The sequence below is a fragment of the Paracholeplasma vituli genome (assembly GCF_025446935.1).
Lineage (GTDB): Bacteria > Bacillota_I > Bacilli_A > Acholeplasmatales > UBA5453 > Paracholeplasma > Paracholeplasma vituli.
Window position 1 is genome coordinate 43,251 of the sequence record NZ_JAOEGN010000003.1, and the last position, 21,220, is coordinate 64,470.

At 36.6% G+C, this 21,220-nt stretch carries 23 protein-coding genes and 1 tRNA gene; 20 read left to right on the forward strand and 4 right to left on the reverse strand.

The window, feature by feature from the left end; genetic code table 11:
- The first annotated feature begins 15 nt into the window (after window positions 1-15).
- From N7603_RS02145 to N7603_RS02170, 6 genes are all read left to right on the forward strand, one after another.
- Entirely contained in the window at window positions 16-189 is a 174-nt protein-coding gene (locus N7603_RS02145; protein WP_262095689.1) for a hypothetical protein, read from the forward strand.
- 579 nt (window positions 190-768) lie between these two features.
- Window positions 769-1,320, forward strand: coding sequence for a TMEM43 family protein (locus tag N7603_RS02150; RefSeq protein WP_262095690.1), 552 nt, complete (start codon window positions 769-771; stop codon window positions 1,318-1,320).
- 129 nt (window positions 1,321-1,449) lie between these two features.
- The gene (locus N7603_RS02155; RefSeq protein WP_262095691.1) at window positions 1,450-1,737 is read left to right on the forward strand and encodes a hypothetical protein; all 288 of its coding nucleotides are present in this window, start codon (window positions 1,450-1,452) and stop codon (window positions 1,735-1,737) included.
- A 945-nt stretch (window positions 1,738-2,682) separates the two neighbouring features.
- The gene (locus N7603_RS02160; protein WP_262095692.1) at window positions 2,683-2,844 is read left to right on the forward strand and encodes a hypothetical protein; all 162 of its coding nucleotides are present in this window, start codon (window positions 2,683-2,685) and stop codon (window positions 2,842-2,844) included.
- Between the two features lie 86 nt (window positions 2,845-2,930).
- Complete coding sequence (locus N7603_RS02165) at window positions 2,931-3,806, forward strand: DUF1295 domain-containing protein (protein WP_262095693.1); 876 nt, start codon at window positions 2,931-2,933, stop codon at window positions 3,804-3,806.
- Window positions 3,807-3,915: 109 nt separating this feature from the next.
- On the forward strand, window positions 3,916-4,377 hold the full coding sequence (locus N7603_RS02170) for a flavodoxin family protein (RefSeq protein WP_262095694.1): 462 nt from the start codon (window positions 3,916-3,918) through the stop codon (window positions 4,375-4,377).
- On the opposite strand, the gene N7603_RS02175 is transcribed toward N7603_RS02170, so the two are convergent.
- A complete protein-coding gene (locus N7603_RS02175) occupies window positions 4,374-5,453 on the reverse strand; it encodes a patatin-like phospholipase family protein (protein ID WP_262095695.1) in 1,080 nt (359 codons plus the stop codon). The two genes, N7603_RS02170 and N7603_RS02175, sit on opposite strands and share 4 nt — an antisense overlap.
- Before the next feature lie 170 nt (window positions 5,454-5,623).
- Between N7603_RS02175 and N7603_RS02180 the strand changes: the two genes are divergently transcribed.
- On the forward strand, window positions 5,624-7,435 hold the full coding sequence (locus N7603_RS02180; protein ID WP_262095696.1) for a beta-propeller domain-containing protein: 1,812 nt from the start codon (window positions 5,624-5,626) through the stop codon (window positions 7,433-7,435).
- Window positions 7,436-7,512: 77 nt separating this feature from the next.
- A tRNA-Gln gene (locus tag N7603_RS02185) sits at window positions 7,513-7,587 on the forward strand.
- Between the two features lie 46 nt (window positions 7,588-7,633).
- Here the strand turns inward: N7603_RS02185 and N7603_RS02190 are convergent.
- Window positions 7,634-8,812, reverse strand: coding sequence for a class I SAM-dependent rRNA methyltransferase (locus N7603_RS02190; protein ID WP_262095697.1), 1,179 nt, complete (start codon window positions 8,810-8,812; stop codon window positions 7,634-7,636).
- A gap of 103 nt (window positions 8,813-8,915) precedes the next feature.
- Between N7603_RS02190 and N7603_RS02195 the strand changes: the two genes are divergently transcribed.
- On the forward strand, window positions 8,916-10,460 hold the full coding sequence (locus N7603_RS02195) for an MFS transporter (protein ID WP_262095698.1): 1,545 nt from the start codon (window positions 8,916-8,918) through the stop codon (window positions 10,458-10,460).
- 28 nt (window positions 10,461-10,488) lie between these two features.
- Here the strand turns inward: N7603_RS02195 and N7603_RS02200 are convergent, their stop codons facing one another.
- Window positions 10,489-11,025 (reverse strand): hypothetical protein, encoded by a 537-nt coding sequence (locus N7603_RS02200; RefSeq protein ID WP_262095699.1) that lies wholly within the window; start codon window positions 11,023-11,025, stop codon window positions 10,489-10,491.
- Window positions 11,022-11,753: a glycerophosphodiester phosphodiesterase family protein gene (locus tag N7603_RS02205; protein ID WP_262095700.1), complete on the reverse strand. Its 732-nt coding sequence runs from the start codon at window positions 11,751-11,753 to the stop codon at window positions 11,022-11,024. Before N7603_RS02205 ends, N7603_RS02200 begins: the two co-directional genes overlap by 4 nt.
- 162 nt (window positions 11,754-11,915) lie before the next feature.
- Here N7603_RS02205 and N7603_RS02210 point away from each other — a divergent pair, with 162 nt between their 5' ends.
- The 11 genes from N7603_RS02210 to atpC all read left to right on the forward strand — a co-directional run bounded on the left by N7603_RS02210 (window position 11,916) and on the right by atpC (window position 21,175).
- On the forward strand, window positions 11,916-14,246 hold the full coding sequence (locus N7603_RS02210) for a U32 family peptidase (RefSeq protein WP_262095701.1): 2,331 nt from the start codon (window positions 11,916-11,918) through the stop codon (window positions 14,244-14,246).
- Window positions 14,247-14,347: 101 nt separating this feature from the next.
- Window positions 14,348-14,581 carry an AtpZ/AtpI family protein gene (locus tag N7603_RS02215; protein ID WP_262095702.1) on the forward strand — a complete coding sequence of 78 codons (234 nt, stop codon included), beginning with the start codon at window positions 14,348-14,350 and terminating at the stop codon, window positions 14,579-14,581.
- A 3-nt stretch (window positions 14,582-14,584) separates the two neighbouring features.
- Window positions 14,585-14,959 carry an ATP synthase subunit I gene (locus N7603_RS02220; protein ID WP_262095703.1) on the forward strand — a complete coding sequence of 125 codons (375 nt, stop codon included), beginning with the start codon at window positions 14,585-14,587 and terminating at the stop codon, window positions 14,957-14,959.
- Entirely contained in the window at window positions 14,952-15,626 is a 675-nt protein-coding gene (locus N7603_RS02225; protein WP_262095704.1) for a F0F1 ATP synthase subunit A, read from the forward strand. The genes N7603_RS02220 and N7603_RS02225 overlap by 8 nt, the downstream gene beginning before the upstream one ends.
- A gap of 23 nt (window positions 15,627-15,649) precedes the next feature.
- Window positions 15,650-15,892 carry an ATP synthase F0 subunit C gene (atpE, locus tag N7603_RS02230; protein ID WP_262095705.1) on the forward strand — a complete coding sequence of 81 codons (243 nt, stop codon included), beginning with the start codon at window positions 15,650-15,652 and terminating at the stop codon, window positions 15,890-15,892.
- A 25-nt stretch (window positions 15,893-15,917) separates the two neighbouring features.
- Window positions 15,918-16,451 (forward strand): F0F1 ATP synthase subunit B, encoded by a 534-nt coding sequence (atpF, locus tag N7603_RS02235; protein ID WP_262095706.1) that lies wholly within the window; start codon window positions 15,918-15,920, stop codon window positions 16,449-16,451.
- Window positions 16,448-16,963: an ATP synthase F1 subunit delta gene (atpH, locus tag N7603_RS02240; protein ID WP_262095707.1), complete on the forward strand. Its 516-nt coding sequence runs from the start codon at window positions 16,448-16,450 to the stop codon at window positions 16,961-16,963. Before atpF ends, atpH begins: the two co-directional genes overlap by 4 nt.
- 13 nt (window positions 16,964-16,976) lie before the next feature.
- Window positions 16,977-18,485 carry a F0F1 ATP synthase subunit alpha gene (gene atpA / locus N7603_RS02245; protein ID WP_262095708.1) on the forward strand — a complete coding sequence of 503 codons (1,509 nt, stop codon included), beginning with the start codon at window positions 16,977-16,979 and terminating at the stop codon, window positions 18,483-18,485.
- A gap of 9 nt (window positions 18,486-18,494) precedes the next feature.
- Window positions 18,495-19,355: an ATP synthase F1 subunit gamma gene (gene atpG / locus N7603_RS02250; RefSeq protein ID WP_262095709.1), complete on the forward strand. Its 861-nt coding sequence runs from the start codon at window positions 18,495-18,497 to the stop codon at window positions 19,353-19,355.
- 12 nt (window positions 19,356-19,367) lie between these two features.
- A complete protein-coding gene (gene atpD, locus N7603_RS02255; RefSeq protein ID WP_262095710.1) occupies window positions 19,368-20,774 on the forward strand; it encodes a F0F1 ATP synthase subunit beta in 1,407 nt (468 codons plus the stop codon).
- An 8-nt stretch (window positions 20,775-20,782) separates the two neighbouring features.
- Window positions 20,783-21,175, forward strand: coding sequence for an ATP synthase F1 subunit epsilon (atpC, locus tag N7603_RS02260; RefSeq protein ID WP_262095711.1), 393 nt, complete (start codon window positions 20,783-20,785; stop codon window positions 21,173-21,175).
- The last annotated feature ends 45 nt before the right edge of the window (window positions 21,176-21,220 follow it).

The window sequence follows — 21,220 nt, forward strand, 5'->3', positions numbered from 1 at the left end:
ATAATTGATAATTGTATGAAAACAATTTGGAAAACTGCACTTGCAACATTTTTGACTACACTTTTGACTGGTATACTACTTGAAAACATTTTTGATAATATAAGTGTTATTTTGCTGGTATTCGTTATGGCATTTGTTGCTGTTTTGACAGTTGTTATCAGCTCGTATGTTCAAAATAAGAAAATATGATTTTTCGGAGTAGCTAGTGTAACAAACACAGAAAGAGAAAAAAAGGGACTTTTACACCAATAGTAGTACAAAGCCCCTATTTTGATTTATTAAAATGAAGTTGGTATGCTTTAATTGATGCTGCAGGGTCACGAAAAGGTATAATGATTCAAGCAAATACCTTTTGGGGAATACCAACAGGAACATTCTCATTTTCTGTCCAATAATTAAGTAGGATCCACACCAAACATATGTTTGGTGTGGTATACCTTTGGAGGAGCACAATATGGCTAAAAGCAAAATTTATTTTATTATTAATATGTTTTTTTATTTAGATATAGTTATTTTGTCTATTGTTATATCTAATTTTGGCTAGAGAGTACTAATGGATTTTTTTTGGTCTCACCATATCTTTTTATCTTTATCTTTGCTAACTATTTTAAAATTTTCCAACCAGATATCAGAAAATATTATGCTTTAACATTCCTCGTCAAAGTATTGCTTGTATTATTAGGTTATATTGCTGGAAAATATATTTTAATGTCTACTGTACAAGTTCTATTATTTAGTGTGTTGATTTGCCTGATTTTTGTGTCGCATATGATTGATAATTACATATTTCACAACAAGAAGTTTAAAGAAGTTTTTTTAAATAATTATAAAATTCCAGACATGACTATGAATAATTTAGCTAATATTGCTGATGATGAAAATCTTAGCGAATTATTTAGTGCTTCAAAAACAATGATTTCAAAATTACATTTTAATACTTTTTGTTTGGGTTTTTCATATGTATTATTAATTATGTCAATCATATTTGTTAATAGTACTGTTATGAGAATCTTTGGAATTGTACTAATATTCATAAGTATATTGCTTAGTTTTTATATTCTAAGGATTTTTTATAAGGATTTTATAACTAATAAAAAAATAGGCTTAAAAATAGGCGTATCTGTAATTCTAACAGCTATTGTTCCTTTCTCACTCTATATTTTTCATAACTTTGTTCTTAGCTCTTCAAATACTTATATATTCGCCTTACTTGTGGTTTTTATTATCCCATATTGGATTATATATAAGAAAGAAGCAAAGTCTTTGTGGGATAAATTTATCTTAGAATACAAAGAGAGGATTGGATCAAATGATTTTTGAGTTAGCAATATTTCTATACTTTCATTAATGATGAACATATATTAAATAATGGAGTTATAAAGATGAAGGTAACATTAATTTTTCACGAATATATAGAGAGATGATAAATTAAATGAAAGGAGATAAACAATGCTTGATAAAAAATCTTGGAGCAAGGTGATTGAAACTACTGAAGGACCTGTTGAACTTAGTTCATATACAACATCTGATGGTAGCACAAATGACATAGAAAAAGGCTCAGATTACTACAAATCACAGCACAACAATGAATCTAACGATAGAGATGTTTGTTTGCATGATCATAATTCAGATGGGACTGAAGACAAAACATGGTTTGCTAAATCTGATGATGAGTCTAGCAAAAAACATGAGTATGATGAGGATGAAGTAATATCAGAACATTATGAAGATAAGTAGTTTTTTGTAGAAACTAGACGATTTCGATTACATTAGTGAACCGGAATTAAATAAAACATTTCATTTTCAATTCTAAATTAAGTGGAATAATCAGGTATTTACTTTCTCGAATTTTCCAGTATTTTCCACTTTAGGTCATTTTCTTACCAGTTGTAGTAGGTCAACTATTTTCCATGATTTACCCATAGATACCACTACTTACTTGATTTTTCTCGAATTGGCAATTTCTTACCAGTTAAGGTTAAAGAGCCCCTAAAAACACAACCCTTTAAGGTTAACAGAGACTCCATTTTGTCAGTACAAAGTTTGTCATTGTTTGAACTGTGTTTCAATGGTGTTGAAGTATAGTTGAACTGCAAGATAAACTTTTTGATTTTAAGAGAATACAAGCAATCTAAGTAAAAATACTTAAATTGCTTGTTTTTTTATGTAAAAATACAGATTTGTTCTTGACCGGATTTGAACTTTTTTAAATTGGCTTTGTTATCACGTTAAGTCTATACTAATAATGAATGGTTTGTTTTTATTTCTGTTTTTCTTATTAAATGAGCTGTTTGACATTTTAAGATGGTTTTTGATGATTTATTCACTTTTATGTTTGGTCTTAGGTTTAATACAAAGGTTATTGATTCTCTGGAATTAATTATTACTTGTGAGAATAAACGTTTATAATCAAAACTTTCATAATTGCCGTTTAGCTCCTTTAAATCTTTTAACGTTTTCTTTAATGAGTTCATTTTAATTTCTAAATTATATTCTGTTAATAATTGATTGATTCTAGAACAAACAAAAAAAATCAAACACAGGCGTTACCGCTAGGAACAAGACTCGAATCCGGATTCATGGAAACCTTATTTAGGGGAATATGCTTTGGAGAAATCTAATCTGAAGAATATACGAATACACTTGGTATATAAAAACAACCACTATTTCCTTAAAATATTTATGATTTCTGAAAAACAATCCTTTATGCTCCAAATCCTCGATGCACATAAAGCACGCATTCATGGGTTTGGTAGAGGAAAAAAAGAAATCGTAGAAGTCACAAATCAAGATCATCTCATGTCAATTCATTACGCTGGATTAACGTTCATTAAGGTTAAATAAAGTAAGATTGTGTTACAGACATAAAAATAAGAGCAATTTGATTATTCGAATTAGAAATAATGATATACTATTATTGAGGTGAAGCTATGGACATCAAACGCATTGTAATTTACCCTATTTTAGTATTAATAGCGGTCGCTCTTGCGACATTCGGTTTTCAACGATTTAACCAAGATGGACTACTCATACCCCTATATTTCGTCTTTGGTTATTTCACAGTGTTTTATGTAGTTGCACAAATCATTAAAGATAACTCCATTGTCGATATCGGCTGGGGCTTTGGATTTGTGATTGGGGCTTGGGCTACCTTATTATCGACAAGTAATCCTACTCTATTAAGCTATGTGATCGTTGGATTCATTACAGTTTGGGGACTTAGATTAACCCTAAGACTGTTAAAACGAAACTTTGGTAAACCTGAAGATTTTCGCTATGTACAGTGGCGTAAAGAATGGGGTGATAAGGCAGTTATAATCGCATTCTTTAGAGTTTTCCTAGTTCAAGGCGTCATCAACTTTATGGTTGGGTCTGTGAACTTTGCGATCATCAAATATAACGCATTTAGCTTTTCTGATTTAGCATCTATCTTCGTATACCTAGGATTATTCATCGCTTTAGTGGGGCTATTCTTTGAAGTCGTTGGTGATGAACAGCTTAGAAGACACATCGCGAAGAAAACCAAAACACTCATGGACAAAGGGTTATGGTCAATTACAAGACATCCAAACTATTTTGGTGAAATCGCGATTTGGATTGGCTTGTATATTGCAGGGATCTCGTTGTTATTCACAAACTCGATTCAACCGGTTTACTATTTAACTCTAATCGTTTCGCCACTCGTGATGAGTACGGTATTAATCAAGATTTCGACCCCATTATTAGAAAATCATATGGCGAAATATCCGGGTTGGGAAGCTTATACTAAACGTGTCCCTATGATTTTCCCTTTTACAAAAAAGTAATCTCTTATAGTTACAGGACAACCTGTGACTTTTTTCACCTCAAAATGGCTTCTAGACCTTGTTTATTTAGATTCATAGGATTATACTGAAAGTAACTGGTGGTGATTACATGAAAGTCGCTTTAGTCATCCATTCCTATACAGGTCATACGATGAGTGTCGCCGATAAAATTGGAGCTGCTTTAGTCAAAAAAGGCCATGAGGTTGCCTTATTTTCACTAAAAGCTAAAAATGAGAATCCCAAGCAAATTAAAGGCGTTGAACTGGAATCCATACCGAAGATGGATGGGTTTGATCATGTGATTTTTGGAGCGCCTACCCGTGGGATGGATTTATCGATTGTGATGCAGCTCTTTTTAACAACACTCAAAAAAGGCCATCAAAGTGCGTCCTTTTATGTTACTCACTATTTTCCATTCGCTTGGATGGGGGGGACCCAATCCGTAAAGACATTTATGAAACTGTCTAAAGACAAGCTTGAAGTTGATAAAACTGGTATTGTCAATTGGACAAGTAAAAAACGAGACAAGGCTATCCAGTGTCTCGTGTATCAATTCTCAGATTTAGATTAAATATAGTCAAAATGTTTTTTCTTACAATAAGGACAACCAGGTTTTTGAAATAACCAAAAGTAAATGGCATATAAGATCCCTAAACCAAACCACCACGTGGAGAAGAAGAATATCCACCTAAAGTGTTTCTTAGGGGTCATTTTTTTATCACATTCATGACAGTATCCTTGATAAACCGGTTTTGGATTTTCTTTATATTGGTCTTCTAAGGTTGTGATTACAGAAGATTTGTGTCTGTATTTGGTTAATAAGCGGTTGAATTTTGATGGAATCGTATCTAACGCTTTATATTTTGAACGTTCCGCTTGTTCGGCTGTCATGATTTGATTAACGGTTTTTCTCAAGCTTTCTTGAGTTGTACAGTTTAGTAAAATATCAGAAAGCTGTAACCCATAGTCATACCCACTGTCATACATCTTTGAGAGGGTTTGTTGTCTAAAGTCAAAACTCTTTTTCATGTAGGCGTTACAAACCGATAAGTCAATTTCCAAAATGGTCTTATCCGAAAGCTGTAGTCGTTTTTCTAAGGTAAATTTTGGATCAAAGTGAAGCACGATGATTAAATCAACATCGTGTGTCGTTAAAGGGTAAACAGGAATATTATCAATGATTCCACCATCGGTGTGGAGTCTTTTTTTATAAATGGTTTGAGGACCGGTTAAGAATGGAAACCCAACAGCACCTTTCATGAGCTGTCTGATTTCTTGTTTAAATGGGCCTTCAATTTTCACATAGTGGAAATCGAGTTTAGGAAATGTTGAAACAGATGATACATACATAGGAATATCAATTTGGTCGTTATCATCAAACAGCTTATTAAAGGTTTTATCAATATGGTTTTTAAACACGATGCCTTTCCATATTGAAAAAAGATTTGGGTAATCGAAGGCATGCCAAATGGATTTTACGCGATTAAATTGATTCGCTGCGATGCCATACGCATTACACGCACCCATCGAAGCCCCGGATAAACAAGTAATTGATTCTCTACCCATTTTCTCCATGAAAGCTTCCATAAAGCCAGCTTGGTAAGCACCCTTAGAGAGCGCCCCTGACAAACATAATCCTATTTTCATTGAATAATCCTTTAGTCGTACAGTGATATTGTATTAATAAAACCGTTTTTATGCAAGTATTGAGATGAAATCTCTAAAAAAAACATAGTTGTGTAAAAATCTTTCAGATAGAGCCCCACATATTTATAAAATATGATATAGTGAAGGTGAGGTTAGGGGGTATCTCAAATATGAAAAAGATCACACTTTTAACGCTTCTATTTTTGGTTGCGTTTGTTATGATAGGTTGCCAATCTGTTGAAAAGAATATGGGATTAAATGCGGTTGGTAGCTTGGAGGATTTGAAAAGTCTCGCGAAGTCTGGCAACAATAATGTTTTTTATGGTCCAGTAGAAGATGCAGTCTCAGGTGCACCTGAATCTGGCGCACAGACGAAAACCTCTAAAACCAACGTTCAAGTCGAAGGTGTCGATGAAGGGGATACAGTTAAAGTCGATGAAAACCGAATCTATCAAATCTTTGGAAATCGCTTGGTTGTGACCTCTATTTCAGGTGAAATGACCACCCTACTTGATGAGACATTAAGCGATGAAAAAGGTCGTTATACTTACTATAATGAAATCTACATTACAGATTCGTATTTAGTGGTCATTGGCTTTACATACCAATATTATTCATTTGATATCGAAGGCCGTGAAGTGGCCTACGATATGGGATTTTATCCTTGGTATTATAATGGTGCGACCTCAGTTTGGGTTTACGAACTTGAAACCTTAACCGTACAAAACCATTACATCGTACCAGGCTATCAACTTTCAACTAGACTCATCGAAGATAAGCTCTATTTGATTACTTACAATTATATCAACTTGAATAACGAGGACTTAGACCCAAGACCTGTCTACGAAATTGATGGTGAAAAAGTTATTCCAAGTTACGATGAAATTTATTACCATTCAGACTTAACTGCTCAAGTCTTTAATAACATTACGACCATTGATCTTAAAGAAACGCCTGAATTAACCTACGATATTTTCTTAGGTTCTTATTCGTGGGGGACGATTTATGTTTCACAACAAAGCATTTATTTCAGTAATGTTGAATATACTTATGATGAAAAAGAGGGTTACCAAGAAGAAGGCAAATTAATCGTGTTCAATTTCAGTGACGAAGGCGTTGTGTTTGGTGGTATGGGTTCATTTGAAGGCTATGTCATCAATCAATTCGCAATCGATGAATACGATGGTTATGTGCGAATGGTGACAACTCAAGGCTGGGGGGATACTGTAAAAAATCGACTCTATGTCTTTAAAAAAGAAATCGTTGAAGACAAACCGGTATTGACCCGTGTTGGATTCTTAGATGAGGGTATTGGTAAACCAAGAGAACGTGTATTCTCAGTAAGATTCTTTGAGGATGAAGCGACCATCGTTACGTTTGAACAAATAGACCCGTTCTATCTAATCGATTTATCCAATCCAACAAAACCAACGATACAGGCAGCCCTTGAAATTCCAGGGTTCTCACTCTATCAACACCGTATTAACCCAACCACTGTTTTGGGTATTGGCTATGAAACAGTAGATGCGAGAACGGTCGGTATTAAGTTATCACTATACAATGTTTCGAACCCTGAAACGCTAACAGAAATGGGCACGCCACTGGTTTTAATGAATAGCGAAAATGGTTGGCAATACGGAGAAGCCTTATACAACCACAAGGCAATCTTGTTTGATCTCGAAAGAGATTACTTTGGGTTCTCAGTATTCCGAATTTACTTCGATGAGTATCGTTATTACAATCTCAATGAATACATGATTTTCAGTATCGATTTAACGAGCGATACCCCAGTTAGTATCGAGAAAACTATTACCCATCAAGCCTTCTATCAAGCGGATCCAAACGATTATTATTGGTATACACCGTATTCGATTGAAAGAGCCGTATACGTTGGGGATTATCTCTATGTCATATCGAGTGGTGCGATTACGAAACACGACATTAACAACGATTTTGTTCAAGTTGCAGATATTCAATTTTAAGTAAGGGTTTGAGGCGATAAAAAAATATCGCCTCAATCTTTTTTTTTCGTCAAAAAGGCGTATAATCTATCTTGCATAGGGCTATCGCCAAGCGGTAAGGCATCTGGCTCTGACCCAGACATTCGGAAGTTCGAATCTTTCTAGCCCTGCCATATAAAATAATAAACCTGCAATCCATAACGGACTGCAGGTTTTCATTTAGGCGTTAAGTACTCTTAATACGACACACTTTAAGTATAAGGATTCATCAGAACCCAAAAGTGCTGGATGGTCTTTAGATTGAATGCGCATCTCAACCATTTGGACTTTCTTTTTCGCATCCCTCGCAGCGTCTTGTAACATCTGTAAGAACAAATCAATCGTCATATAGTGACTACAGCTACACGTATATAAATAACCACCATCTTCAATGATCTTCATTGCTTGTAGGTTGATATCTTTATAGCCTTGATAAGCGCGTTTAATCGCTTCTTTATTTTTCGCGAATGCAGGTGGGTCTAAAATGATGGTATCGAACTTAACTCCATCTTTTTGGTAGGCTCTAAGTTGTTCGAATACATCCTTTTCAATAGCTTTCACCTGAGATAATCCATTTAAGCTCGCATTGTATAAGATGTCTTTAACAGATAAAGCCGAAATATCCACACATGTGACATCTTTCGCGCCATGATACGCAGCGTGTAAACCGAATCCACCGATGTTGGAAAAACAGTCTAATACAGTTTTATTTTTAACATAGGGTTTCACGGCGTTATGGTTATCTTGTTGATCTAAGAAGAAGCCTGTTTTTTGACCATTGAGTAAATCAACAGCCATCGTGAGTTCGTTTTCTTTGATTAAAATCTTTTCTGGGACTATGCCATCAATCACACCTTTAAAGAGTTCAAGACCTTCTTTGGTTCTTACGGAGACGTCTGAACGTTCTAAAATGCCTTTTGGATTAAAGATGTCTTTAAGAATTTTAATGAAAATCGGTTTACGTTGGTCAATCCCTAAGGATAGAATTTGAATCGATAAATAGTCACCATATTTATCGACAATTAAACCTGGGATACCGTCAGATTCACCAAAGAAAGCCCGGTAACTGTTTTGATAACCGATATCTTCTCTAGATTGTTTGGCTTTTAGGATTTTATTGTAAAAGAAAGCTTCATCGATTTCGACATCTTCTTTGGTGAGAATGCGTACAAAAATCTTTGAATTTGTGTTCAAATAGCCCTTTCCTATGAAAGTACCATCGATAGCGTACACATACGCGATTTCTCCGGATTTGATGAAACCCACTATGTGGTCAATCTCATTCGAGAAGACCCAAGGATGACCCTCAAGTAGTCGTTGTTCTTCACCCTTTTTTAAATATAATTTACATGCGTTCATGGTTTTACCTCTTTTTTACATGGAGATTATATCACGATTATGAATGTAAAACACAAAATCTGTCATTCGTGCTAAAATATAAATAAAACATGAAGAGGTGTCTATGAAATTAGATTATAAAAAGACGATATACGTCGGATTGGCATTTTTAATTATTTCGCTGTTTTGGCAAACCTATGACGCAATCATCACCAAAATCTTGATCGATAAGTTTGGTTTAAATCAAACTTGGAGTGGCATGGTCATGGCGATGGATAACGTACTCGCCCTATTCTTATTACCATTCTTTGGCAGTTTATCGGATAAGACCAATCATAAGAAAGGCAAAAGAACCCCTTATGTGGTTGTAGGGACACTACTCGCAGCGTTCTTATTCGTTGGACTTTCGTTCTTCGATGCGATGCAACTCAAGAAGTTAGAAACCGAAACCAACCTCAAAGCAGAATATGAAAACGTCGAAACCTACACAGAGGATTCAACTGTCGGAGAGTGGCGCATTCTAGCGCTTTCCATGGGTACCGATTCAGAAGGTACTCGTATTACAAACATTTTAAACGATTACACACTTGGAGAAACCTTAAATCAAGGGGACTACAACGATGTGAAAGACGCTTATTTCCGTTATCTATCCAATCAAGCTTGGGAAGTCACGAGCACCTCACCAGCGGTATTCATCGTCTTTATTGTGATGTTATTTCTAACACTGGTCGCGATGTCTACATTCCGTTCACCAGCCGTCGCGCTGATGCCGGATGTTACTACCAAGCAACTCCGTAGTAAAGGTAACGCACTGATCAACTTAATGGGTGCGTTCGGTGGGATCACCGCGATTATTTTACTCACCGTATTTGGACTAGATAAACACTCGTTTGTAAACTACACGATGGCGTTTGTTTCGGTATCCATCATCATGGTGGTTGTTCTAGCAATCTTCTTATGGAAAGTCAATGAACCCAAATTGGTTCAAGAACGTATCGATTTTGAAAAGAAAAATAACATCGTTGATGAAGAAGAAACTGAGAATCATAATCATTTATCGAAAGAAAAGCTTGTGTCTCTCATTTTAATTCTATCTTCCGTATTCCTTTGGTTTATGGGCTATAACGCAGTGACTACAAAACTATCGGATTACGCACCTAAAGTCTTAAATATGGGTTATTCAACACCATTATTGATTGCACAAGCAACTGCGATAGTTGGTTTTATTCCAATCGGTATTGTGTCTTCAAAATGGGGCAGAAGAAGAACCATTCTATTCGGGGTCGCACTTTTAACCCTATGCTTTACCTCCGTTTATTTTATTACGGAATCCACAGGGGTCTTACTCTATGTGGTCTTAGGATTAACAGGGGTCGCCTGGGCATCGATTAACGTCAACTCATATCCTATGGTTGTAGAATTATCTAAGGGTTCTGATGTCGGTAAATACACTGGATATTATTATACCTTCAGTATGGCTGCACAAATTTTAACACCAATCCTATCCGGATTCTTAATGGATATGCCTGAACTCGGACGTAAGGTCTTATTCCCTTACTCAGCTGCATTCGTATTATTATCTTTTATTACCATGTTTTTTGTTAAACATGGGGATGCGAAAGCAGAAAAACGCTCAATCTTAGAAAATTTTGATGTCGATATGGACTAAAAATATAGCACTGGTCAACTGGCCAGTGCTATTTTGTTTCCTTTAAAAACTGATATAGGATGAATATGAAGAAGAATGGACAAATGACTAAGGTTATGACTTTAGAGGGTTCTAAAGCAGGAAAGAAAATGGATTGTACATAAAGACTTGCGAATAGAACGATGCCTAAGGATTTAGTTAACGTATAAATCGAGAACGTTTTAATCGTTTTGTTCACGTTTTTAAACGAAAGTACAATTTTACCAAACAGTGGAGATATTACAAACACAGGTAAAAGGATCACAAGATACATACTCTGCTTTAAAAACACGTGTTTTTGATAATACTCGATATCACCATACCGTTCATAAATAGCTAAAAAGGCACTTTGTTGGTCAAATAAGTATAAGATTAAGTTGAGCACTAAGACATACCCCAATAAAGTAACCCACAAATAGAGTAATAGGTATCGATATTTTAAAGACATAAATAACCTCAAATGGATGACTACACCTAATAAAACGAAAAAACGGACGATTTTGTCCGCTTTATATTTAAAAATCGTTTCAATTTTTGAAATAATCACTTTTTCGGGATAAAATTTTCAAAAACTGCATTATCAAAAGCTTTTCTCGCATAATCTAATGCTTTTTGATTTCTCGCCGCGTAAGCTAAAATCAATACGCCCCTGTTTTTCGCTTTTTGAACATACGGATTTGGTAAGTCTTCTAAACGGTAGTTGATGAAATCAGGTTGTGTAAACCGATTAAAAATCATTTTCTTCAAAGCCCAAATGGTTGGTTTATTCATGGTTGAATCTCTAAAATATTCGCTGATTTGACCCCGAATTTGTTGTGGATCATTTTTCTTAAACCATCTTACGATGCTGGGGTCATAGGATTGGATTGCTACTTCATAGGGGTAGTTTTTTAAGAGCTCGGATACCGTTTTCGCGTGTCGTTTTTTATTGCCAAAGGGTTTAATTTCAATTAAAAGAGGCACTTTTCCGTTCACAAGTTTAAGAATCTCTTCAAGCGTTGTTATCTGTTCGTCTGTACCCATTATCTTGTAAGACTTAATCTCATCAATAGTGAGGTCTTTTAAAGCCAAATCTACACCGCATAAACGTTTTAAATTTTTATCATGGAACACAACAACCGTACCATCTTTTAAGATATTTGTATCGAGTTCAATCCCATAACCACGTGATATCGCTGCTAGGAATGAGGCTTTTGTGTTTTCAACCAATTGATAGACCCCGTGTAACCCTCGATGGGTAATGTAAGTCTCTTTAAGCCAAGTCATATTTTTCATAAAAATCACCTACATTGATTGTAACAAAAATCAAAGTGATGGTCCATAAAAAATCTCTTAGAACCTGTGAAAAATGGAATAAATACAAAATATTCTAGCACTATAGAATAAATCATCACTACGTGATATAATACGGCTTGTTAGTAGAATAGAAGGGTTAGTATGAAGAAACCAGAATTATTAGCGCCAGCTGGAACAAAAGAAGCCTTTATCGGGGCGATCAATGCTGGAGCGAACGCGATTTTTATGGCAGGACACCGCTTTGGTGCGAGAGCGTTCGCCGAGAACTTTAATCAACAAGATTTAATTGAGGCGATTGAATACGCACACTTGCGTGATGTCGCCGTTTTTATCGTTGTGAATACCTTAACCTTTGATGATGAAGTTGAAGATTTATTGAAATATACCGATGAGCTTGTGAAGGCGCATGTAGACGCACTGATTGTTCAAGATATTGGGATGATTTCGATTTTCGCGAAACGTTACCCAAATACAGCCATCCACGCCTCAACCCAAGTGAATGCCCACAATATTCACCACGTTAAATTCTTAAAAGACCTTGGTGTTAAACGGGTCATTTTGGCGAGAGAAACCAGTATTGATGTCATTCGTCAAATCAAACAAACAGTCGATATCGAACTTGAAGTGTTCATCCATGGTGCGCTTTGTGTATCCTTTAGTGGAAACTGCCTCATTTCATCCATTTTAAATAAACGTAGTGGGAACCGCGGGGAATGTGCTTATAACTGCCGATTACCGTATAAACTTGTAAAAGATAAAACCGTTATTGGTGAAGAATCCTATTTGATGAGTGCAAAGGATTTAATGACCTTAGAACACATCGATGAGCTCATCGAAGCGGGGATTGATTCGTTTAAAATTGAAGGTAGAATGCGTAAGAAAGAATATGTCACGCAAACCACGATGGCTTATAGAAAAGCGATCGATGCCTATTTTGAAAATAAACCCATCGATTATTCTACTGAAATCGATAAACTAAAACGCGTATTTAACCGTGATTACACCAAAGGCTATATGCTTAATGAAATCCCTAAAGATCTCAATAACGACTTTAGACCGAACCATATGGGGGTACAAATCGGAAAAGTCATCGCTTACCAAGCCCCACTCGCTTTGGTTCAACTTACCGAGGACTTAAAAAATGGGGACGGTTTTAGAATTGTCGGCGAACATGACTATGGTAATCTAGTCACTTACATGAAACGAAAGAATAACACCGTCATCAAAGAAGCCTTTAAAGGGGAAACCATTTACCTCGAAGTGAAAGAAAAAGTGTACCCAGAATCGTTGTTATTTAAAACGTTAGACTCGGATCTAGAAAAAGACCTCGTGATGTATCAATCGAAAGAATTTAAGATTGTACCTCTATCGGGAATGGTATCAGCCTTTGTGGGTAAACCCCTCCAATTCAGTCTAAGTGATGGCAAACATACAGTCACATTAAGCTTAGATAAAGACCTTGAATACGCTATGAATCAGCCTGTAACTGAGGATAAAATCGCAGAAGCTTTTAAGAAACTTGGTGGGACACCGTATTATTTTGAAGCTTTAACAGTCTATACCGATAATGTATGTTTCATCCCGATCAAAGAGATGAACGAACTTAGACGTGAAGCGGTCATCGCTTTGAATCAAAAACGCCTAGAAACAAAAGAAGCCCTAATTGTACCGAATAGTCTACAAAATGGCTTTAAATACGACAATAAACAGCGCTTAACCGTAAGAGTTCATACGCTCGCACAATTAGACACAGCGTATCGATTAGGGGTAGAAGAAATCTATTATGAAGATATCGTTAAAGTCGATCCAAATGCTTATCCGAATGCGTTAGTTTGTCCAGTAACCAAACGCATTGTTGAAGACATCAAAGGCTTCGATATTATTGGTCCAACGTTAGTTTCAGAACTTGGTGGGATTTATCAAAACCAAAACCGATTTGAAATCATTACGGATGAATTCATAAATATCACCAATATCTACACTGCAGCACTAATATCCAACTACAACGTCAAACGCATCAGTTTATCTTCTGAACTGGATGCGAAACACGTATTAGGTTTTTCAGACCGTTACTTTAAAACCTTTGGCAGTTATCCAAATCTAGAAATGGTTGTTTATGGTCATAAGGATTTGATGATTTCAAAATATTGTCCGGTTGCGAAAACATTTGGATATAAACCAAACTGTCGTTTGTGTTTTAAAGATCAGTATTACCTTCAAGACCATATTGGGAAATATGCATTACTGAATGATGGGCATTGTAACATGCGCGTCATGGACCCCACACCACTATTATTAATTGACCAATTGGATGCGTTAAAACAAGCAAGAATTCATACCTTCAGACTCGATTTCACAACCGAAACTGAAAAAGAGATGAAGTCCATCATATACGCCTTTAAATTAGCTTTAGAAAAGAAACCTTATCGCATCGAGTTATCCCGATTTAGAATGGGAAACTTTTGGTCTTAACATAGTTATCTATGTGATATGTCCGGAAATGATTTGTTTAAAGCAAATCAATTTGTTATACTGTTAATGGTAGTATTTTATAAGGTATTAAGGTGGTACAAATGGAACCTAAAAAAGAAAGACAAAGAAAATCACTTGCTGGGTTTATAAAAGAGTATAATATTGTGATTTCTTTCTTCTATGAATTGGTATTTGTGCTCCTTGGATTGATTGTTTTAGGGGTAGTCCTCGATAATTATCTCAATACAAAAGTCTTATTCACGATCCTATTTACATTATTCGGAATTTATTCAAGTATTTCTACTTTGTATAAACGCATGAAAAATAAGAGGTAGCGCATGTCACTGAATCATGATTTCAATCAAAATTTTAAATATACAATTGGATTAATCGGCCTAAGTTCTGTTGTTGCGTTCTTTATTTTTGGTAGAGAGGTAGCCATTAGTATCGTTCTAGGTGGTGCAACAACACTTTGGGGTATGAGCCATCTGGCTAAACAAAACCGAAAACTGATTCAGGCGGATGGGATTAAAAAAACCCGAAGCTCTGGGTATATCATTCGGTTTTTATTGTATGGAATTGTCTTAGTGATGTCTCATTACTCCGAATCTTTAAACCTTTACGGCACATTTTATGGCTTAATGACATTTAAAATTTGCTTCTATACCCAATCTATTTACAGATTGTCTTTTGGAGGGAAGAAACATGAATGAGTTCTTCAAAGCATTTTATGATTTTTATATGGGTCTTTCTAGTGCAATTAAAGCGTCTATTATTGTTATGGTAGTAATTGGCATTGTCTCAACAATATTAGGTTTACGAATCAAAAAACAAGATTACCGTTCAACACCCAAAGGATTTTTGTTCCTCGCGGTAATGTTAGTAGATATGATTAATGGTTTTGTTAAGGACGTATTTCCAAAATATCATAAATTCTATCAACCCATCATGCTAACCATGTTCATGTATGTTTTATTTGCAAACTTCAGTAGCTTATTTGGTTTAACGGCACCCCTATCTAATCTAAATATCGCATTATCAATGAGTATTATTGTATTTTTCACCATCCAAATCTCGGTATTGGTAGTCAAAAAACCGAAGGCTAGAGTAGCAGCTTTATTTTCACCAAACCCTTTGTTTTTCCCACTCAATTTAATCGGAGAGTTTTCAACTCCATTCTCAATGGGTATGCGTCTATTTGGGAACTTAATGAGTGGATCGATTTTAGCAATCTTAATTTATCATTACACGTCTTATTTTGGTATCGTGGCGGGAGCATTTATCGTGCATCCCATCTTTGATATATTCTTTGGTGCCATTCAGGCATATGTATTTTTAAACCTATTTTCCATTTTCTTAAGCATTGCAGTGGAAGATTAATCATCTATAAGGAGGAAGAACAGATGGATTTCAATCAATTTTTCGCAACAGGTATGGCTTATTTAGGTGCAGGCTTAGCGGTATTCACCGGTTTTGCGACCGCGATTGGTCAAGGCTATGCAGCAGCTAAAGCAGTTGAAGCGGTCGGTAGACAACCAGAAGCTGTTAACGAAATTCGTTCGACTTTATTACTTGGGGACGCTCTAGCAGAAACCACAGGTATTTATGGTCTAGTTATCGCAATCATCTTGATTTTCGTTGCGTAACATTTATTAAAGGGGGTAAGCGTTCATGCTTGCTGATACACTAAAAGCATTTGTTGAAGAGTCTTTAGGGCTGCTTTTCGGAACAGGACTAGAGGATATCTTAATTCAGCTCGGCGGAACCGTCTTGCTTTTTTTGGTGATTCGTAAATTTTTCTGGAAGAATGTTACTGATTTTCTAGAGAAACGTAGGGTTTACATGGATGAAGAACTATTTAAAGCGGAAGCAATGAAACTTGAAGCAGCAGAAATAAAAGCGAATACAGAGGAAGCGTATAAAACGCTAAGAAACTCTGTAACGAAAACCATTGAAGATGCTAAGTTAAGAGCTCAAAAAGAAGAAACTGTGATTTTATCACATGCTAAAGCCGAAGCGCAAAGACTTAAATTAGAAGCAGAAAAAGAAATTGAACTTGAGGTTTTAAAAGCTCAAGATCAAATGAAAAAGGAAATCGTTACAGTCGCAACTGTTTTGGCAGAAAAGATTATCCAAAAAGAATTGGATGAGAAAAAGTATGCAAGTCTGGTTGAAGAAGCGACTAAAGAGGTTAAACAATCATGACGAGTTTAGGCTACCAATATGCAGAAGCACTCTACGCACTGTCGGTAGAATCCCAAAAACAAATTGCGATGAAACTAGAACTTGAACGTTTTATTGGACTTTACAAAGAGGAAGTTAAATTACTACTAACGCATCCTAAAGTAGCCATCCAAGATAAAAAGCGTGTCATTCAAGGATTAAAATTAGATACCTTAATGACAAACTTTTTGTTTGTATTAATTGACAATCATCGCCTAGATGAGGTTACAAATATACAAGCAGCGTATCAAGATTTATTGGACCGCCAAAATCAAATATTACGGGCCAAAGTCTATTCGAATAAACCATTATCTAAAACTGAGCTCGAAGGGATCAAAGTCGCTTTGCAAACCAAATTAAACAGGCAGACTCTTTTAGAAAATGTCATCGATTCAAACATTGTTGGTGGTATCAAAATTGCCTACGAAGGTAATATTGTAGATCACACCATCAATCATTTTATTGCTTCTTTAAGCGAAACCTTAAAGGCATAGAGAAGGTGAATATATGAGTAAAATCAATCCAGTCGAAATTAGTTCTTTGATTATAGAGCAAATTAAAAAATATCAAAATGAAATTAAAACCGACCATGTCGGAACCGTCATCAGTGTTGGGGATGGGATTGCATTAGTCCACGGTCTCGAACACGCGATGAGTGGGGAATTATTGGCTTTTCCAAATGGTGTTTTCGGTCAAGTTTTAAACCTTGAAAAAGACTATGTGGGTGTCATCTTGCTAGATGAGTCTACCAGCATCAAAGAAGGTGATACAGTATCTACTACTGGGCGCATTCTTGAAGTACCTGTTGGTGAAGCCCTCATTGGACGTGTCGTCAATCCACTTGGAAAACCCATCGATGGCATGGGAAAGATTCAAACAGACAAATTTAGAACCATTGAACGAAAAGCAACCGGCGTTATGGCTCGTAAAGGTGTTCATCAACCTCTACAAACAGGGATAAAAGTACTTGACGCTTTAGTACCAATTGGAAGAGGTCAAAGAGAACTCATTATTGGTGACCGTCAAACAGGTAAAACAACACTAGCGATCGACACGATTCTAAATCAAAAAGGGAAAAATGTAATTTGTATTTACGTTGCAATTGGTCAAAAAGAGTCCACCGTTGCAGGTGTTTACGAAACCTTAAAATCATTCGGAGCGATGGACTATTCTATCATCGTTTCAGCTTCCGCATCCGAACCTTCCCCACTACTATATTTAGCACCATATGCAGGGGTTACTATGGCGGAAGAATTTATGTTTGCGGGTAAGGATGTCCTTATTGTGTATGATGATTTAACCAAACACGCGACAGCTTACCGTGAACTATCCCTATTATTAAGAAGACCACCAGGACGTGAAGCATTCCCTGGGGACGTCTTCTATCTACACTCACGCTTATTGGAAAGAGCTGCGAAACTAAACGATGAATTAGGGGGCGGATCAATTACTGCCTTACCGATTATCGAAACGCAAGCAGGCGATATCTCTGCTTATATTCCAACCAACGTCATCAGTATCACCGACGGTCAAATTTTCTTACAATCTGACTTATTCCATAGCGGGGTTAGACCAGCGATCAATGCCGGTTTATCCGTCTCACGTGTTGGTGGTGCTGCTCAAACGAAAGCTATTAAAAAAGTATCCGGTACATTACGTCTCGATTTAGCATCATTTAGAGAACTTGAAGCCTTTACACAGTTTGGTAGCGACCTCGATGATGCCACTAAAGCAAGACTCGAACGAGGTAAACGCACGGTTGAAATCTTGAAACAAGGTTTACACGATACAATGGCAGTTGAGTATCAAGTGTTATCCATCTTCGCACTGACACACGGCTACTTAGATAGCATTAAGTTATCTGATGTGAGACGTTTTGAAAAAGCTTTACATAGTTTCTTTAATACGGATAAAGAAGCGAATCATTTGTTACACGAACTTAAAGAAACGGCTGTTTTGCCTGAGATAAATAAACTCAAAGAAGCAATAAACCGTTTTAAATTAACATTCGTATAGGTCATTTATATGGCATCGATGAGAGACATAAAGTCGCGTATCATTGCGACTAAGAAAACGGCTCAAATCACAAATGCGATGTATATGGTTTCAGCATCTAAACTCAAAAAAGCAGAACGTGCGATGGTTTCTTATCGTCCGATGGTAAAACGATTGAACCACATCATTCAAGGCTTATTAACCGACGATGATATATCACATGTGTTTTTAGAAAAACGACCTGTGAAAAAAGTGTGTTACATTTTAATCAGTTCTGACCGAGGATTAGCTGGACCTTATAACGCAAACCTTTTCCGTAAGTTTCAATCCCATCTTAAAGAATCGAATGTCGACCCATCAACCGTAATGGTTGCGGCGATTGGCCAAAAGGCTTTTTCATTCGCAAAACGCAATCAATACCAACTGGTCAATGATAAGCCAATACACGTTAGAGACGATATTCAATTCGTCGATTTTAAAGAGATCACACAAAAATTTATCGACTTATTCTTATCGAAACAAGTAGATGAAATTGTTGTATTCTACAGCCATTTCATCAATACTTTATACCAAAATGCCGAATCAAAGACCCTTTTACCAGTTCGATTAGAAGAAACCGATGAACCTCAGAAAACCCGCTACGAATATGAACCGAATAAGGTTGAAATCATTAACCATCTGTTACCGATGGTTGTCGAAAATACCCTTTATGGTTTTATACTTGAAGCAAAAGCTGGTGAGCATGCGTCGCGCATGACCGCCATGCGATCAGCTACCGATAATGCGAAAGACGTCATTAAAAAGTTAGAGTTACACTATAACCGTGCACGTCAAGCCGCAATTACCATTGAACTAACCGATATCATTGGCGGCGCCAATGCGGTTAAGTAAAGGAGGCATAAGGTGAACCAAGGCAAAGTTGTTCAAGTCATGGGTCCAGTAGTCGACGTTGAATTTGAAAACGTCTTACCGGAAATTAACCATGCATTAGTCATTAAACAAGATGCGCACCAAAACCATGGTGTCGAAATCAATCTAACCTTAGAAGTTTCCTTACATTTGGGCAACAATGTTGTTCGTACCATTGCGATGGACTCCACAGACGGTGTCGTCCGTGGTATGGTCGCGATAGACACAAAACAACCCATAACTGTACCTGTCGGTAAAATGACCCTTGGACGTATATTCAACGTATTAGGGGAACCCATTGACAATAAAGGGGAAGTCCCTGTGGATACACCTAAATTGCCAATTCATAGACAGGCTCCAAAATTGGATGAACTCTCTTCTAAAGTAGAAATTCTCGAAACAGGCATTAAAGTAGTAGACCTTTTAGCACCTTACATCAAAGGTGGTAAAATTGGACTATTCGGTGGTGCCGGTGTCGGAAAAACCGTATTAATTCAAGAATTGATTCACAATATCGCTCAAGAACACGGTGGTATCTCTGTGTTCGCCGGTGTTGGTGAACGTACCCGTGAAGGGAATGACCTTTACGGAGAAATGACCGAAAGTGGCGTTATTCAAAAAACAGCCATGGTCTTTGGTCAAATGAATGAGCCACCTGGTGCACGTATGAGAGTCGGTTTAACCGGTCTTACCATGGCAGAATATTTTAGAGATCATGAAAAACAGGACGTCTTGTTATTCATTGACAATATTTTCCGCTTTACCCAAGCAGGTTCGGAAGTATCTGCGCTCTTAGGCCGTATGCCTTCAGCGGTCGGTTACCAACCAACGCTTGCAACCGAAATGGGTAAATTACAGGAACGTATTACCTCTACAAAAGAAGGGTCCATTACCTCAATTCAAGCGGTTTATGTCCCAGCCGATGACTATACAGACCCAGCACCAGCGACCACGTTTACACACTTGGATGCAACTACAAACCTTTCTAGAAAGATTGCAGAAGAAGGTATTTACCCGGCCGTTGATCCACTAGCGTCTACTTCAAGAGCGCTATCGGTTGAAATTGTTGGTGAAGAACACTATCGCGTTGCACGTGAAGTTCAAAGAACCATCCAACGCTATAATGAACTTTTAGATATCATCGCAATTCTTGGTATGGATGAATTATCCGATGATGATAAATTAGTAGTACATAGAGCAAGAAGAATACGCTTATTTTTAAGTCAAAACTTACACGTTGCTGAACAGTTTACTGGACAAGCAGGTACGTATATCAAAGTTTCAGATACCGTTAGAGGATTCAAAGAAATCCTTGAAGGTAAATATGACCATCTCCCAGAAGAAGCCTTCCGTTTAGTAGGTGGCATCGAAGACGTCATTGAAAAAGCCAAAAGATTGTAGGTGATTTCATGCAAATCGTTGTCGTTACACCAGCTGGAAAACTCTACGATGAAGTGGTAGATTATGTTGTCGTCTCTTCAAAAAATACCGGGCAGTTTGCACTTATGAAAAACCATACCCCACTGATATCATCGATTGATAGTGGTTATGTCAAAATGGTCAAAGAAGATCAAACTCTTGTAACTGTAATCCTAAACGGTGTAATTGAATTCTCGAATAATATCGTCAATGTCATCGCACAAGAAGCACATGTTGGATTTACCGAAGATTCTGCGATGGAACATTTACTTTCGGTTCGTAAGGAACGTTTGGAAGAAAATAAACGTCGGATGGTCGATTTTGGTAAAGCTGAGAAGGAATTGGCTGAAAATATTCAAAAAGCCAAAGCCAGTAAAGTATAATCATAGAAAAGTCACTTTCAATGGAAGTGACTTTTTTTGCAGTTA

Coding starts and splice junctions, on each gene's coding strand:
- atpC (WP_262095711.1), top strand. CDS start 20,783: ATGCAAATCGTTGTCGTTACACCAGCTGGAAAACTCTACGATGAAGTG.
- N7603_RS02165 (WP_262095693.1), top strand. CDS start 2,931: ATGGACATCAAACGCATTGTAATTTACCCTATTTTAGTATTAATAGCG.
- N7603_RS02160 (WP_262095692.1), top strand. CDS start 2,683: ATGATTTCTGAAAAACAATCCTTTATGCTCCAAATCCTCGATGCACAT.
- N7603_RS02195 (WP_262095698.1), top strand. CDS start 8,916: ATGAAATTAGATTATAAAAAGACGATATACGTCGGATTGGCATTTTTA.
- N7603_RS02205 (WP_262095700.1), bottom strand. CDS start 11,753: ATGAAAAATATGACTTGGCTTAAAGAGACTTACATTACCCATCGAGGG.
- N7603_RS02170 (WP_262095694.1), top strand. CDS start 3,916: ATGAAAGTCGCTTTAGTCATCCATTCCTATACAGGTCATACGATGAGT.
- N7603_RS02190 (WP_262095697.1), bottom strand. CDS start 8,812: ATGAACGCATGTAAATTATATTTAAAAAAGGGTGAAGAACAACGACTA.
- atpE (WP_262095705.1), top strand. CDS start 15,650: ATGGATTTCAATCAATTTTTCGCAACAGGTATGGCTTATTTAGGTGCA.
- N7603_RS02220 (WP_262095703.1), top strand. CDS start 14,585: ATGTCACTGAATCATGATTTCAATCAAAATTTTAAATATACAATTGGA.
- atpF (WP_262095706.1), top strand. CDS start 15,918: ATGCTTGCTGATACACTAAAAGCATTTGTTGAAGAGTCTTTAGGGCTG.
- atpH (WP_262095707.1), top strand. CDS start 16,448: ATGACGAGTTTAGGCTACCAATATGCAGAAGCACTCTACGCACTGTCG.
- N7603_RS02150 (WP_262095690.1), top strand. CDS start 769: ATGATTGATAATTACATATTTCACAACAAGAAGTTTAAAGAAGTTTTT.
- N7603_RS02155 (WP_262095691.1), top strand. CDS start 1,450: ATGCTTGATAAAAAATCTTGGAGCAAGGTGATTGAAACTACTGAAGGA.
- atpG (WP_262095709.1), top strand. CDS start 18,495: ATGGCATCGATGAGAGACATAAAGTCGCGTATCATTGCGACTAAGAAA.
- N7603_RS02215 (WP_262095702.1), top strand. CDS start 14,348: ATGGAACCTAAAAAAGAAAGACAAAGAAAATCACTTGCTGGGTTTATA.
- atpA (WP_262095708.1), top strand. CDS start 16,977: ATGAGTAAAATCAATCCAGTCGAAATTAGTTCTTTGATTATAGAGCAA.
- N7603_RS02180 (WP_262095696.1), top strand. CDS start 5,624: ATGAAAAAGATCACACTTTTAACGCTTCTATTTTTGGTTGCGTTTGTT.
- N7603_RS02210 (WP_262095701.1), top strand. CDS start 11,916: ATGAAGAAACCAGAATTATTAGCGCCAGCTGGAACAAAAGAAGCCTTT.
- N7603_RS02175 (WP_262095695.1), bottom strand. CDS start 5,453: ATGAAAATAGGATTATGTTTGTCAGGGGCGCTCTCTAAGGGTGCTTAC.
- N7603_RS02145 (WP_262095689.1), top strand. CDS start 16: ATGAAAACAATTTGGAAAACTGCACTTGCAACATTTTTGACTACACTT.
- N7603_RS02225 (WP_262095704.1), top strand. CDS start 14,952: ATGAATGAGTTCTTCAAAGCATTTTATGATTTTTATATGGGTCTTTCT.